At 63.0% G+C, this 13,391-nt stretch carries 14 protein-coding genes; 9 read left to right on the forward strand and 5 right to left on the reverse strand.

Translation table 11 applies throughout. The features are described 5' to 3' along the window. Positions 1 to 72 precede the first annotated feature (72 nt). Entirely contained in the window at positions 73 to 747 is a 675-nt protein-coding gene (lipB, locus tag MHM88_RS09090; protein ID WP_239363336.1) for a lipoyl(octanoyl) transferase LipB, read from the forward strand. A 19-nt stretch (positions 748 to 766) separates the two neighbouring features. On the opposite strand, the gene MHM88_RS09095 is transcribed toward lipB, so the two are convergent. Beyond that, complete coding sequence (locus tag MHM88_RS09095) at positions 767 to 1,267, reverse strand: DUF2306 domain-containing protein (RefSeq protein ID WP_239363341.1); 501 nt, start codon at positions 1,265 to 1,267, stop codon at positions 767 to 769. A gap of 141 nt (positions 1,268 to 1,408) precedes the next feature. Between MHM88_RS09095 and MHM88_RS23195 the strand changes: the two genes are divergently transcribed. After that, on the forward strand, positions 1,409 to 2,197 hold the full coding sequence (locus MHM88_RS23195; RefSeq protein ID WP_239363345.1) for a LytTR family DNA-binding domain-containing protein: 789 nt from the start codon (positions 1,409 to 1,411) through the stop codon (positions 2,195 to 2,197). Positions 2,198 to 2,295: 98 nt separating this feature from the next. Here MHM88_RS23195 and MHM88_RS09105 read toward each other — a convergent pair whose 3' ends face one another. Continuing rightward, positions 2,296 to 2,712, reverse strand: coding sequence for an HIT family protein (locus tag MHM88_RS09105; RefSeq protein ID WP_239363348.1), 417 nt, complete (start codon positions 2,710 to 2,712; stop codon positions 2,296 to 2,298). A gap of 286 nt (positions 2,713 to 2,998) precedes the next feature. On the opposite strand from MHM88_RS09105, the gene MHM88_RS09110 reads away from it, so the two are divergent. Together MHM88_RS09110 and MHM88_RS09115 are read left to right on the forward strand one after the other, a co-directional pair. Beyond that, complete coding sequence (locus tag MHM88_RS09110) at positions 2,999 to 4,657, forward strand: cytochrome c oxidase subunit 1 (RefSeq protein ID WP_239324706.1); 1,659 nt, start codon at positions 2,999 to 3,001, stop codon at positions 4,655 to 4,657. A 144-nt stretch (positions 4,658 to 4,801) separates the two neighbouring features. Then, on the forward strand, positions 4,802 to 5,311 hold the full coding sequence (locus tag MHM88_RS09115) for a DUF2244 domain-containing protein (RefSeq protein ID WP_239363350.1): 510 nt from the start codon (positions 4,802 to 4,804) through the stop codon (positions 5,309 to 5,311). An 80-nt stretch (positions 5,312 to 5,391) separates the two neighbouring features. Here MHM88_RS09115 and MHM88_RS09120 read toward each other — a convergent pair whose 3' ends face one another. Then, on the reverse strand, positions 5,392 to 5,865 hold the full coding sequence (locus MHM88_RS09120) for a GatB/YqeY domain-containing protein (RefSeq protein WP_239324710.1): 474 nt from the start codon (positions 5,863 to 5,865) through the stop codon (positions 5,392 to 5,394). A 186-nt stretch (positions 5,866 to 6,051) separates the two neighbouring features. Between MHM88_RS09120 and carA the strand changes: the two genes are divergently transcribed. Further along, the gene (gene carA, locus MHM88_RS09125; protein ID WP_239363354.1) at positions 6,052 to 7,212 is read left to right on the forward strand and encodes a glutamine-hydrolyzing carbamoyl-phosphate synthase small subunit; all 1,161 of its coding nucleotides are present in this window, start codon (positions 6,052 to 6,054) and stop codon (positions 7,210 to 7,212) included. A 152-nt stretch (positions 7,213 to 7,364) separates the two neighbouring features. Next, entirely contained in the window at positions 7,365 to 9,161 is a 1,797-nt protein-coding gene (locus MHM88_RS09130) for a glycosyltransferase (RefSeq protein ID WP_239363359.1), read from the forward strand. A 3-nt stretch (positions 9,162 to 9,164) separates the two neighbouring features. Here MHM88_RS09130 and MHM88_RS09135 read toward each other — a convergent pair whose 3' ends face one another. After that, entirely contained in the window at positions 9,165 to 9,815 is a 651-nt protein-coding gene (locus MHM88_RS09135) for a GntR family transcriptional regulator (RefSeq protein ID WP_239324716.1), read from the reverse strand. Between the two features lie 121 nt (positions 9,816 to 9,936). On the opposite strand from MHM88_RS09135, the gene MHM88_RS09140 reads away from it, so the two are divergent. The 3 genes from MHM88_RS09140 (at position 9,937) to MHM88_RS09150 (ending at position 12,194) form a co-directional block, all read left to right on the forward strand. After that, complete coding sequence (locus MHM88_RS09140) at positions 9,937 to 10,581, forward strand: pyrimidine 5'-nucleotidase (RefSeq protein WP_239363366.1); 645 nt, start codon at positions 9,937 to 9,939, stop codon at positions 10,579 to 10,581. Between the two features lie 84 nt (positions 10,582 to 10,665). Beyond that, complete coding sequence (locus MHM88_RS09145) at positions 10,666 to 10,914, forward strand: hypothetical protein (protein ID WP_239363369.1); 249 nt, start codon at positions 10,666 to 10,668, stop codon at positions 10,912 to 10,914. Between the two features lie 83 nt (positions 10,915 to 10,997). Further along, positions 10,998 to 12,194 carry a UbiH/UbiF family hydroxylase gene (locus MHM88_RS09150; RefSeq protein WP_239363372.1) on the forward strand — a complete coding sequence of 399 codons (1,197 nt, stop codon included), beginning with the start codon at positions 10,998 to 11,000 and terminating at the stop codon, positions 12,192 to 12,194. Positions 12,195 to 12,262: 68 nt separating this feature from the next. Here MHM88_RS09150 and MHM88_RS09155 read toward each other — a convergent pair whose 3' ends face one another. Continuing rightward, positions 12,263 to 13,387: an aminotransferase class V-fold PLP-dependent enzyme gene (locus MHM88_RS09155; RefSeq protein WP_239363375.1), complete on the reverse strand. Its 1,125-nt coding sequence runs from the start codon at positions 13,385 to 13,387 to the stop codon at positions 12,263 to 12,265. Positions 13,388 to 13,391 lie beyond the last annotated feature (4 nt).

Consider the following 13,391-nt stretch of genomic DNA (forward strand, 5'->3'; position numbering starts at 1 on the left):
ACCACAGACCCCCCTCATTGCGAGTCGGGTCTTCCGGCAAGACGAAGAAAAGATGAATGAGGAGCAGGCGCGATGGTGGAGTGGAAGACCTCTGAGGGGTTGGTCTCTTACGAGGAGGCCACGGCCTTCATGGAGGCGCGCGCCGAGGCGATCGCCCGGGGCGAGGCCGAGGAATGCATCTGGCTGCTGGAGCATCCGCCGCTTTATACCGCCGGCACCTCGGCCCGGGTCGATGACCTGACCGATCCCGACCGTTTTCCGGTCTACACCACCAAGCGCGGCGGCCAGTATACCTATCACGGGCCGGGCCAGCGGGTGATCTATGTGATGCTGAACGTGGCTGAACGCGGCAAGGACGTGCGCTGCTTTGTGCGCCAGCTGGAGCGCTGGGTCATTCTGGCGCTGGAGGAATTCAACGTCACCGGCCACATCCGTGACGGGCGGGTCGGCGTCTGGGTTGAACGGCCGGAAAAGCCACTCACCCCGACCGGAGACGTCACCGAAGACAAGATCGCGGCGATCGGCATCCGCCTGCGCAAATGGGTGAGCTTCCATGGCATCTCGATCAATGTAGAGCCGGATCTGGAGCATTTCACCGGTATCGTGCCCTGCGGCATTACCGAGCACGGCGTCACCAGCCTCGTCGATCTTGGCCTGCCGGTGACGCTGGCGGATGTGGACGTGGCGCTGAAGCGCACGTTCGAGATCGCCTTTGCCGCCGACGCCGCGCCGACCTGCCCCAGCTGACACGGCCCTGCGCCTTTGGTTAGCGCTCCGGGCTGAGCGCGCGTGGATGCGCCCACCAGCGCCGCCACGCGACAATCCCGGCAAATGCAAGCGCCGCCAACATCAGGCCAGCCCATGGGGCGTCGGGAAAGAACGTGTTGGAGAACCGGCGCCCGGGCAGGAAGATCAGCACCATCGGCACCCCAAGCGCATAGGTGGCAAGCCCGCGCAGGGTCGCCTGATGCCGGTGCCGGTCACCGCGCCGGATGGCTCTGATCGCCACCCACAGCCCCCACAGGGTCAGGAACGACAGGGCATGCAACGGGCTCACCGGCCCCATGAGCCCGCTGCCCGATAGCCCGAACGCAGACAGGGCGGTCACCGCCATGGCCGACACCCAGATATAGCCCAGCCCCTTGTGCAGCGCATCGCGGCGTTTGCGCCACAGCACCGCAGGGGTCACGCACACCGCTGTCAGCGCGGCGCAGATATGGATCGAGAGGACGGGCGCGGCGTCCGGGAGCAACGGAAAGCTTGCCAAAACGAAAACCTTTGCTGTTTCACCATCGGATACACTCCGATAGGCTTTGTGACTTGAAACCTGCCGGGACAGGCCCCGCCCTGCCTGCCAAACACCCCGCCCAGCGGGCCATGCCTCCTTCGTAAACGGAGCCAAAACTTCGTGACTATCACCTCCTGGCAACTCGCGAAGCGTGAACTGCATGCCGTTCTGACCAGCCGGAACATCTGGGTCGGTGCGACGGCGGCGGGTCTGGTGCTGGGATTTGCAGCTCCCTTTGGCACCGATGCCTATCTCGGGCTTTTTGCACGGCTGCTCTACTGGACCGCCGTCGTGCAGATCACACTGCTGACCGGGACTTTGATTGCAACCCTGCTCAATCCAACATCGGATCAGCCGCCGCGTCGGCGGTGGGGCGGTGTCACTGCAACGGGGGTGCTGATTGGCGCCTGCGTCAGTGTCGAGGTGCTGATGCTGAACTGGCTGGTCTTCGGCCAATCCCCTTTCGCGCCCGCCTATGCGCTGTCGCTTGCGCTGAACGCGGTTGCGATCTCTGTCATTGTGAACCTGTCGGCATCCTGGTTTGGGGATCGCCCCTCCGCCGCCACCGCAGACAGGACGCAGACCACCGCAGATGACATCGCACCGCCCTTGCTGTCGCGCTTGCCACTCGACAAAAGGGGCAAGCTGATCTCCCTGTCTGTGCAGGACCACTATGTCGAAGTGACCACCACGTCGGGCCGCGATGTCCTGCTGCTGCGCCTGTCGGACGCCATCAGAGAAGCGGGCGACGGGTTTCAGATCCACCGTTCGCACTGGGTGGCCTCGGATGCGATCACCCGCGTGGCGCGCGCGGGTTCCGCCGCGAGGCTGACCACGACCGACGGGCGGGAGCTGCCGGTCTCGCGCACCTATGTGCCGGAGTTACGGCAACGCGGACTGCTGCCGTAACGCGTTCTTGTCAGCCCCAGCCTGACCGGCTCGCATACCTCGGGCGGCATGCTGCTCCAGCCGATCCGATTTGTATCTGACCTCGGACGAGACAGGGATCACAGCGCGGCGCGGATCTTTTCGGCATGCTGCGCGATGGCGTCCATGTCCCCCATCTGACCGGCGGGCCGCAAGGGCACCCCCTCATGGCGCGGCAGCACGTGGAAATGCAGATGGAACACCTCCTGCCCTCCGGCCGCTTCGTTGAACTGCTGAATGGTCACCCCATCCGCGTCGAAGGCGGCCTTGCTGGCCTGCGCCAGCTTCTGCACCGTGCGCATCACCGCCTCCAACTGGGCAGGCGTCGCATCCAGCAGATTGCGGCAGGGTGTTTTGGGGATCACCAGCAGATGCCCGTCGGCACGCGGCATGATGTCCATGAAGGCGAGCGTGTCGTCATCTTCGTAGACCCGCGTCGACGGAATTTCGCCACGCAGGATCTTGGCAAAGATATTGTCGGAATCATAAGCGCTCATCAGTTTCGGTCTCCCCTGTCTCGAACCGTGACCCGAGGTTTTGCAGCCTGCCCGTTCCAGGTCAAGCCGGCACGACCTGCTGCCGCCAGTGACCGGTTTGCCGCATTGCACCGGTGCGCCAGCCGTAAGCGGGGCAAAAAACACAAGGGGGCGCGACAATTAATCTTGATCCAGATCAAACTCGGCCATTGAAGGGCACGAAAGGCCGCTCTAAAACCGAGACGAGACCAGGACCGCCGGGAATCCCCCGTGCGGTCTCTGTGGAGTATAAACAGGAGGCACCCAAATGGCAGACGCAGCCATTCAAGGTCACGGCCACGAGGACGAGCGGAGCTTTTTCACCCGCTGGTTCATGAGCACGAACCACAAGGATATCGGTATCCTTTACCTGATCGTTTCGGCGCTCACCGGCTTCATTTCCGTTGCATTCACCGTCTACATGCGGCTGGAGCTTATGGATCCCGGTGTTCAGTACATGTGTCTGGAAGGTTTTGCCTCCGACCCCTGTACCCCGAACGGTCACCTCTGGAACGTGCTGATTACGGGCCACGGCATCCTGATGATGTTCTTCGTCGTCATCCCGGCCCTGTTCGGCGGTTTCGGCAACTACTTCATGCCGTTGCAGATCGGCGCGCCGGACATGGCGTTCCCGCGGATGAACAACCTTTCGTTCTGGATGTATGTCGCCGGGACCGCACTGGCGGTCTGCTCGGTCTTTGCACCGGGTGGCAACAACCAGCTCGGCTCCGGTGTGGGCTGGGTGCTGTATCCGCCGCTTTCGGTCAAGGAAGGCGGCTTCTCGATGGATCTGGCGATCTTCGCCGTGCACGTCTCCGGTGCCTCCTCGATCCTCGGCGCGATCAACATGATCACCACCTTCCTGAACATGCGTGCCCCCGGCATGACCCTGTTCAAGGTGCCGCTGTTCAGCTGGTCGATCTTTGTCACCTCCTGGCTGATCCTGCTGTCCCTGCCGGTTCTGGCGGGCGCGATCACCATGCTGTTGATGGACCGCAACTTCGGCTTCACCTTCTTTGACCCCGCAGGCGGTGGTGACCCGATCCTCTATCAGCACATCCTGTGGTTCTTCGGCCACCCGGAAGTGTACATCGTGATCCTGCCGGGCTTTGGCATCATCTCTCACGTGATCGCCACCTTCTCGCGCAAGCCCGTCTTCGGCTACCTGCCGATGGTCTGGGCGATCATTGCGATCGGCGTTCTGGGCTTCATCGTCTGGGCGCACCACATGTACACCGTCGGCATGAGCCTCAACCAGCAGGCCTACTTCATGATCGCGACAATGGTGATCGCGGTGCCCACCGGGGTGAAGGTGTTCTCCTGGATCGCGACCATGTGGGGCGGCTCCATCGAGTTCAAGGCACCGATGGTCTTTGCCTTCGGCTTCCTGTTCCTGTTCACCGTTGGTGGTGTGACCGGTGTTGTTCTGTCACAGGCCGCGGTCGACCGCGCCTATCACGACACCTATTACGTGGTGGCACACTTCCACTACGTGATGAGCCTTGGTGCGGTCTTTGCGATCTTCTCGGGGATCTACTTCTACTTCGGCAAGATGACCGGCCGTCAGTATTCCGAGCTGGGCGCGCAGATCCACTTCTGGATGTTCTTCATCGGCGCAAACCTGACGTTCTTCCCGCAGCACTTCCTGGGCCGTCAGGGCATGCCGCGTCGCTACATCGACTATCCGGAAGGCTTTGCATACTGGAACAAGATCTCGTCCTACGGCGCGTTCCTGTCCTTTGCCTCCTTCATCTTCTTCTTCGGTGTGGTGATCTATTCGCTGCTGCGTGGGGCGCGTGTGACCCAGAACAACTACTGGAACGAATACGCCGACACGCTGGAGTGGACCCTGCCCTCTCCGCCGCCGGAGCACACCTTTGAAATCCTGCCCAAGCAGGAAGACTGGGACAAAGGCCACAGCCACTAAGGCGCGCCTGACCTGAAACAAGACGCCCCGGAGCCACAGGCTTCGGGGCGTTTTCTTTTGGCGTGCCGCCTCCCGGGCCACCACACACCGAAATGTGCTGGCCGCGCCCTCGACACCTCTTGCGGACGCGATAGAATACACCTCATGCCCTACGACTGGACACGCCCCCCCAGCGATGCGGATGGAGAGCTGCACCTGTGGCCGCATCAATCGCTCCAACCCGAAGGCTATGTACGCTTTCTGGGGGTGACGGCTGCGTTGATCACGGTGCCCTTGCTGCCACTGATGGGCACGCCGCTGTTCTGGGGGCTGATCCCGTTTCTGACGCTGGCAGTATTCGGGATGAAATACGCCCTCGATCAGAACCGTCGCAATGCGCAGGTGCTCGAAGTGCTGCGCCTCGGCCCTGAAAACGCGGAACTGATCCGCTCCGACGGGCGCGGCGCGGCACAGAGCTGGTGTTGCAACCGGCACTGGACACAGGTCGCCCTGCACCCGGATCGCGGCCCCGTCCCCAATTACGTGACCCTGCGTGGCGCGGGGCGCGAGGTGGAAATCGGCGCATTCCTGTCCGAAGACGAGCGCAAAGCGCTCTATGATGACTTGCGCGTCGCCATTCGTCAGACCTCTGCCACCGCGCCGGCTCCCGACTGAGGCGACCAAAAAGCCCCGGCTCGATGCTCGAACCGGGGCGTCTGTATCCTTATCGGCAGTTTACACCGCAGGTGCCGCGGTCAGCACCCGCCAGCGGAGCAAAGCTGATCCTTGACCATTGGGCCGACTTTGCCGAAATCCATCTGGCCGGTGTATTTCGCCTTGAGCGCGCCCATGACCTTGCCCATGTCGCGAATCGATTCGGCGCCGGTTTCATCCACCGCAGCCTTCACCGCGTTGGACACCTCATCCTCAGACAGCTGCTTGGGCAGGAACTCTTCGATGATGGCGATCTCACCCATCTCGCGCTCCGCGAGATCGAGCCGCCCGCCCTCCTCATAGGCGCGCACGCTTTCCTTGCGCTGCTTGGTCATCTTGCCAAGGATTGCAAGAATTTCCTCGTCGCCGATGCCGCCCTCTTCACCGTCTCCGCGTGCCGCGATTTCGCGGTCCTTGATGGCGGCGTTGATCAGGCGCAGCGTACAGAGGCGGTCCGTCGCCTTGTCCTTCATTGCCTGCTTGAGGGCCTCGTTGACCCGGGTTCGCGTATCCATGTGCTCTCTTCGTCCATGTGGAACAAGAAGGCGCAGTATTAATCAAACTGCGGGGTGGTTTCAAGATCCCCGGCCACGCGCGCCCCCGCGTCCGACCTTGTCAAGCCGGGACACCGTTCAGCGCTTGACCCGACGCGGTCCCGGTCTTATTGATGCGCGAATTTTGCCCGCATGGAGAGTCGAGTCATGGTCGATACCGTTTCGCCGAAGCCAACCGCCTGCCTGGCCCTTGCTGATGGCACCGTGTTCTACGGACACGGGTTTGGCGCCACCGGACGATGCGTGGCCGAGTTGTGCTTCAACACCGCGATGACCGGCTATCAGGAGATCATGACCGATCCCTCCTATGCGGGCCAGGTCGTCACCTTCACCTTCCCCCACATCGGCAACACCGGCGTCACCCCCGAGGATGACGAGACCGCCGACCCCGTCGCCGCTGGCATGGTGGTGAAATGGGACCCGACACTGGCCTCGAACTGGCGCGCCACCGAAGAGCTGAAGTCATGGCTCACCCGCACCGGCCGTATCGCTGTCGGCGGCATCGACACCCGCCGCCTGACCCGCGCCATCCGCCAGCAAGGCGCGCCGCATGTGGCGATGGAGCATAACCCGGACGGGAATTTCGACCTCGAAGCGCTGGTCGCCGCTGCGCGTGCATGGCCCGGCCTTGAGGGCATGGACCTCGCCAAGGACGTGACCTGCGCGCAATCCTACCGCTGGGACGAGATGCGGTGGGCCTGGCCCGATGGCTACAGCCGTCAGGAGGACCCCAAGCACAAGGTGGTCGCCATCGACTATGGCGCCAAACGCAACATCCTGCGCTGCCTTGCGTCCGCCGGATGTGACGTCACCGTGCTGCCCGCCACGGCGACCTCCGAGGAAGTGCTGGCGCACAACCCCGATGGTGTGTTCCTCTCCAACGGTCCCGGCGACCCGGCAGCAACCGGTGAATATGCGGTGCCGATGATCAAGGACATCCTTGATAAAACTGACCTGCCGGTCTTTGGGATCTGTCTTGGCCACCAGATGCTTGCACTGGCGTTGGGCGCAAAGACCAGCAAGATGAACCACGGCCACCACGGGGCCAACCATCCGGTCAAGGAACACGGCACCGGCAAGGTCGAGATCACCTCGATGAACCACGGCTTTGCGGTCGATGCTCAGACCCTGCCCGAGGGCGTCGAGGAAACGCATATCTCACTGTTTGACGGGTCGAACTGCGGCATCCGCATGAAGGACCGTCCGGTGTATTCGGTCCAGCACCACCCCGAAGCCAGCCCCGGCCCGCAGGACAGCTTCTACCTGTTTGAGCGTTTTGCAGACGCCATGAGCGCGCGCAAAGCCTGAACAGCCCGGACGATCCCTCGGCTGAAATCGGGGAACCATGAACTGATCCTTGCCCCCGGCGCTTGATATCGCGCCGGGGGTTTATTGTTGATCCGGGTCCGCTTACGGGCGATTTACTTGGTGCCTTGGCTCCGCGCTGGTAGCCATGACATATGGGCAAGGATCACCCCGATCTGCACCGGAGCAGTCGCGTTCTGTTCCGACGCCCGTCCCGCGTGCCAGCCGGACGGCGGTCCCTCGATGTGTTTGACCTGGACCAGCTGCATCAGGATCATCTGGACAACCTGGCCCGACTCGATGCGATCAGATCCGCCGCCACCCGGATTGCCGCGGCCCACACGCCTCATACAAGCATCCTGTCGCTGCGTCCGCCCGGGTTCTGGCTGCGGCACCGCGCGGCGCCGATCGACAGGCTGGGACGCACGGTGATGATGCTGATGGCCGAGCCCGACCAGCATGCGGAGGTGCAAGCCAGCCTCTCTGATCACTTTGACGAGGTGATCCCGGTGCCTGCCCCCGCCGAGGGGCTCGAAACCAGTCTTGTCCGGCAGCTCAGCCCCCAAATGACCCGTGATGCGGCGCGCTGCGTCCCGGCCCGACTGAGCTGCCGCAGCTTTGACAGCCAGCGCGCCCGCGCCCCGGCGACCCTGGTTGCGGCCTTGCTGGTGATGCTGGGCGTGCTGACCCCGGGCGCGACGCTGGTGGGGCTCGGCGCGCTTGCGCTGGTCACGCTGCTGCTGTTCACCCTGTTGCGCGTGGCTGGCCTGGCCGCCGCCCTGCGCCAGCGTGCGCCCCCGCGCCACCGCGCCCCGACGCCGGCGACACTGCCGATGATTTCGGTGATGGTCCCTTTGTATCGCGAAGCGGAAATCGGCCGTCACCTGCTGCGCCGCCTGTGCCGCCTGACCTATCCGCGTGATCGAATGGAAGTCCTTCTGGTGCTGGAGGAGGCCGACGACGTCACGCGGCAGGCTGTGAACTGCGCCGACCTGCCGGACTGGTTCCGCGTGGTCGAAGTGCCCCGGGACGGCCCCCTGACCACCAAACCGCGCGCAATGAACTATGCGCTCAATTTCTGTCGCGGTGAGATCATCGGCGTCTGGGATGCCGAAGACGCCCCGGAGCCCGACCAGTTGGATGTGGTCGCCCGCACCTTTGACCAGGCGCCGCCGGATGTGGTCTGCCTGCAAGGGGTGCTGGATTTCTACAATCCCACCCGAAACTGGATCTCCCGCTGTTTCACCCTGGAATACGCAGGCTGGTTCCGGGTGCTCCTGCAAGGCATAGCGGGGCTGCGCCTGGTGGTGCCGCTGGGCGGGACCACCCTGTTCATCCGGCGCGCCGCACTGGAACAGCTTGGCGCCTGGGACGCCCACAACGTGACCGAGGATGCCGATCTCGGGGTCCGTCTGGCACGCGCCGGCTACCGGACCGAGATGATGCCCACCGCGACCTACGAGGAAGCCAACAGCCGCATTGTCCCATGGATCAAACAGCGCTCCCGGTGGCTCAAGGGGTTCATGATGACCTACCTGGTCCACATGCGGGCGCCTCGCGATCTGTTCAAGCATCTGGGCTGGCGCCGCTTCCTCGGCTTTCAGGCGTTCTTTCTCGGCACGCTGGGACAATTCCTGCTGGCGCCGGTGGTGTGGAGCTTCTGGCTGGTGGCACTGGGGCTGCCGCACCCTGCGGCCACGGTCATACCGCAACAGGTCGTGCTGATGGCGACCGCCAGTCTGATCCTCTTCGAGGCCCTGAACATCTGCGTCTGGATATTCGGCGCCCGCGCCGCGGGGCGCGCGCGGCTGGCGCTTTGGGCACCGGTGATGCCGATCTATTTCATGCTGGGATGTCTGGCCGCCTACAAGGCGCTTTGGGAGGTGTTTGTCGCGCCCTTCTTTTGGGACAAGACCTCACATGGCGAACACGGCGGCATCAGCGACAGCTGAACCTCACCCCCCGCGGGTGCCGGCGTCCTGCTTCAGACGCGTGGTGAACGCCACCGAGATATGATCCTTCAGCGCCTGCCCCGCAGCCGCCTCATCGCGGTCGGCAATGGCTGCAACGATCTGCTTGTGCTCGGTCTGGGCGATGCGCCCGCGCCCCTCCGCCGCCAGCGAGGTGGTCGCCATCAGCGCCATCGAGCGATGCACCAGATCCAGCTGCTGCACCAGATAGCGGTTGTGCGACGCCAGGTGGATCTGCTGGTGAAAGCGCCGGTTGGCCTTTGCCAGTTCGACCGGATTGTCCACCAGCGCATCATCCGCCGCCACCATGTCGCGCAGGACCTGGATTTCTTCCTCGGTGGCATGCCGCGCCGCCAGCGCCGCCGCCAGCCCTTCGAGTTCGCGCCGTACCACATAGAGCTCGGCCATCTGGTTATGATCGAGCGAGGCCACGATCAGCGAACGGCCATCGCGTTCCAGCAGGCTCTGGGTTTCCAGCCGTTGCAGGGCCTCGCGGATCGGCGTGCGCGACACGCCGAAGCGATCCGCGAGATCGCTTTCCACCAACCGGTCGCCGGGCTTGAACATGCCCACGTCGATCGCGTCGAGGATCAGCCCGTAGGCATCCTTCTGCGTGCTGCTCTTCGTCTGGTTCATTGCGGCTGTGACCTCCCTCGCATCGCATCTGTCTACGCCGCCCCTCGCCCCCGATCAAGCCTGCGGCGTTTCCACCCTTGCCCCATTGCAAATCGGGACATTGCGGCCTAGGTCTCGCGCCATGGTCAAGCAGTCCTTCTCTCATGTCGAACACTGGGTGTTCGATCTCGACAATACGCTCTATCACCCCTCCGCCCGCCTCTTCGATCAGATCGAGGCGAAGATGATCGCCTATGTGATGGACACGCTCGGGGTGGATCATGGCGCGGCGGACAAGCTGCGCGGCGACTATTGGCGCAACCACGGCACCACGCTGGCGGGATTGATGCAGGAGCACAACATCGACCCCGATCCGTTTCTGGTGGCGGTGCATGACATTTCGCTCGACCATCTGGAGCCCGATCAGATGTTGGCAGGCCATATCAAAGCCTTGCCGGGGCGCAAAATCGTCTACACCAATGGCTCTGCCCCCTATGCGGAGCGCGTTCTGGCCGCGCGGGGGCTCTCGGGGCTGTTTGACGGCATCTACGGCGTTGAGCACGCAGATTATCGCCCCAAACCAGAACGCAGCGCCTTTGAACGGGTGTTTGCGCAGGCCGGTGTCGAAACGACCAAGGCGGCGATGTTCGAGGATGACCCGCGCAATCTGACCGCCCCGCATGCGATGGGCATGCGTACGGTGCACGTCGCGCCCGAAGCCTTTGCCGGCGATCATATCCACCATCACACCATGGATCTGACAGAGTTCCTGGGCCAGCTGCGATAGCCTGTCGCAGCGACCAAAATGCACATGTCACAGTCATGTTTCGCACCCTATATCGCCGGTTAAGACGATATCACGGAGCCTGACATGACCGCCTATACCCTGCCACCGAAGCTCACCACCTTTGAGCGCATCATCTTTCGCGTGCCTCTCTTGGGGCGCATCTGGAAAGAGGTGAGCTATGGCGATGAGGGCAATGTCTACTACGCGATTGCCACGTTCATCAGCCTCTGGGGCATCTCCATCATGCTGTTTGGCCTGCCCGGCCTTTATCTGCCTGCGCTCGCTCTGGTCCCGGTGATGTGGATCATTTTGATCCTGATTTCGCGCGGCTGATCCCCTGCGGCACAGAGCCGCTTGTCATTCGTCCGCCCCGCGCCCTATGTCTCCTCCCATAGGAACAGCGCGGGGCCGAGGTGATGAGCGAGACATGTGACATCCTGATTTCCGGGGGCGGGATTGCCGGGCTGACGGCTGCGGCGACGTTTGCAGCGCGCGGATTCTCCGTGATCTGCGTGGACCCGACGGCCCCTGTCACGGCGCGCGAGGATGCGGGCGCGGATCTGCGCACCACGGCGTTTCTGCAACCGGCAAAATCACTGCTGGAAGATGCAGGCCTCTGGGCGCGGTTGGCCCCTTATGCCGCACCTTTGCAGATTATGCGCATCATTGACGCGGGCGGTGCCGAACCCGAACCGCGTGTGGTGCGAGAGTTCAATGCCGCAGAGATTTCCGAACTGCCCTTTGGCTGGAACCTGCCCAACTGGCTGCTGCGCCGCGAAATGCTGTCGCGCATCAACGAGTTGGCCAATGCCGAGTTTCGCCCCGGCGTTGGCACACAAAGCCTGTTCACCCGCACGGGAGAGGCCCGTGTGACCCTGAGTGATGGCGCGCGTGTGCGGTGCAAACTGGTGCTGGCCTGTGATGGGCGCGCGTCCCCCATGCGCGAGGCGGCAGGGATCGACGTGCAGACCACCCGCTACGGACAAAAGGCGCTGGCCTTTGCAGTCACCCATGATCTGCCGCATGAGAATGTGTCGACCGAAATTCACCGCACCGGAGGCCCCTTTACGCTGGTGCCCCTGCCGGATCTGGACGGGCGGCCCTCGTCGGCGATTGTCTGGATGGAAACAAATGCCAACGCCGACCGGCTCGCAGCCCTTGATGAAGCCGCATTTGAAGGCGAGATGAACACCCGCTCCTGCGGGGTTCTGGGGTCGCTGAAACTGGCCTCGCGCCGCACCCTTTGGCCCATCATCAGCCAGCGCGCCGAACGACTGGTGGGCGAGCGTCTGGCATTGATGGCCGAAGCGGCACATGTGGTGCCACCCATTGGGGCACAGGGGCTTAATATGTCGCTGGCGGATTTGCGGGTACTGATGGATCTGGTGGAGGCGCGCCCCGAGGGGTTGGGCGATCAGGCGATGCTGGATGCCTATGAGAAAGCCCGCCACAGCGATATCAAATTGCGGGTCAGCGGCATTGATCTGCTGAATCGCGCGTCGATGATCGAGGCCCGTCCGCTCAGGGATTTGCGGGCTGGTGGGCTGAACGCGCTGTATTCCCTGCCGCAGGTGCGCAAGATGCTGATGCAGATGGGGCTTGGCGTGCGATAGAAAACGGGCCTGTCCTATGGGACAGACCCGTGCCTCCGGCGGAGGTATTTTTGAAAAGATGAAGGGCGTCAGATCACTTGGTCGAGCACGGTCTTCAGCCGCGACAGCGTGCCGTTGACATCATAGAGCTTATCAAGACCAAAGAGGCCAAGGCGGAAGGTCATAAACCCCTCAGGCTCATCGACCGCAAGCGGCACGCCTGCGGCGATCTGCATGCCTTGGTCGGCGAATTTCTTGCCATTCTGGATCTGCGGATCGTCGGTGTAGCTGACCACCACACCCGGCGCGCCAAAGCCTTCGGCCGCGACGGAAGTGACGCCTTTTTTCGCGAGCATTTCACGCACGCCATTGCCCAGTTTCCACTGCGCCTCGCGCAAGCGTTTGAACCCATATTCCTTGGTCTCCGCCATGGTATCACGGAACATGCGCAGCGCATCCGTGGGCATGGTGGCGTGATAGGCATGGCCGCCGTCCTCATAGGCTTGCATGATCGCGCGCCATTTCTTGAGATCGAGGGCGAAACTGTCGGAGGTGGTCTCATCCAGTCGGGCAAGCGCACGTTTGGAGAACATCACCAGCCCCGCCGACGGCGATGCGCTCCAGCCTTTTTGCGGGGCGGAGATCAGCACGTCGACACCGGTGGCCTTCATATCGACCCAAGCGCAACCAGAGGCGATGCAGTCCAGCACCATCAGCGCGCCGACCTCATGGGCGGCCTCCGCCATTTGGGTCAAGTAGTCATCCGGCAGGATCACACCGGCCGCAGTTTCCACATGCGGCGCAAAAACGACGGCGGGTTTCTGGTCGCGGATCGCCTTAACGACCTCATCAATGGGGGCCGGAGCAAAGGGCGATTGCGCAGTACTGCCGGTCTGGCGCGCCTTCATGACACTGGCGGATTTGGTAAGGCCACCTGTTTCAAAAATCTGGCTCCAGCGATAGGAGAACCAGCCATTGCGCACCACCAGCGTGTCCTGATTGCGGGCAAACTGGCGCGCGACGGCCTCCATCGCATAGGTCCCGCCACCGGGCACCAGCGCGGTCGCATCCGCCTTGTAGACCTCTTTCAGCATGGCGTTGATGTCCAGCATCACCTGCTGGAATTCCTTTGACATGTGATTGAGGGACCGGTCGGTGAACACCACCGAGAACTCATCCAGACCATCAGGGTCGACTGTATCCAAGAGGGCCATGAGA

This window comes from Epibacterium sp. MM17-32 (genome assembly GCF_022348205.1).
GTDB lineage: Bacteria > Pseudomonadota > Alphaproteobacteria > Rhodobacterales > Rhodobacteraceae > Epibacterium.

Bases quoted from the DNA above. Each gene is read 5' to 3' on its own strand.
- lipB (WP_239363336.1), top strand. From the start codon at position 73: ATGGTGGAGTGGAAGACCTCTGAGGGGTTGGTCTCTTACGAGGAGGCC.
- MHM88_RS09105 (WP_239363348.1), bottom strand. From the start codon at position 2,712: ATGAGCGCTTATGATTCCGACAATATCTTTGCCAAGATCCTGCGTGGC.
- MHM88_RS09110 (WP_239324706.1), top strand. From the start codon at position 2,999: ATGGCAGACGCAGCCATTCAAGGTCACGGCCACGAGGACGAGCGGAGC.
- MHM88_RS09115 (WP_239363350.1), top strand. From the start codon at position 4,802: ATGCCCTACGACTGGACACGCCCCCCCAGCGATGCGGATGGAGAGCTG.
- MHM88_RS09120 (WP_239324710.1), bottom strand. From the start codon at position 5,865: ATGGATACGCGAACCCGGGTCAACGAGGCCCTCAAGCAGGCAATGAAG.
- carA (WP_239363354.1), top strand. From the start codon at position 6,052: ATGGTCGATACCGTTTCGCCGAAGCCAACCGCCTGCCTGGCCCTTGCT.
- MHM88_RS09130 (WP_239363359.1), top strand. From the start codon at position 7,365: ATGGGCAAGGATCACCCCGATCTGCACCGGAGCAGTCGCGTTCTGTTC.
- MHM88_RS09135 (WP_239324716.1), bottom strand. From the start codon at position 9,815: ATGAACCAGACGAAGAGCAGCACGCAGAAGGATGCCTACGGGCTGATC.
- MHM88_RS09140 (WP_239363366.1), top strand. From the start codon at position 9,937: ATGGTCAAGCAGTCCTTCTCTCATGTCGAACACTGGGTGTTCGATCTC.
- MHM88_RS09145 (WP_239363369.1), top strand. From the start codon at position 10,666: ATGACCGCCTATACCCTGCCACCGAAGCTCACCACCTTTGAGCGCATC.
- MHM88_RS09150 (WP_239363372.1), top strand. From the start codon at position 10,998: ATGAGCGAGACATGTGACATCCTGATTTCCGGGGGCGGGATTGCCGGG.
- MHM88_RS09155 (WP_239363375.1), bottom strand. From the start codon at position 13,387: ATGGCCCTCTTGGATACAGTCGACCCTGATGGTCTGGATGAGTTCTCG.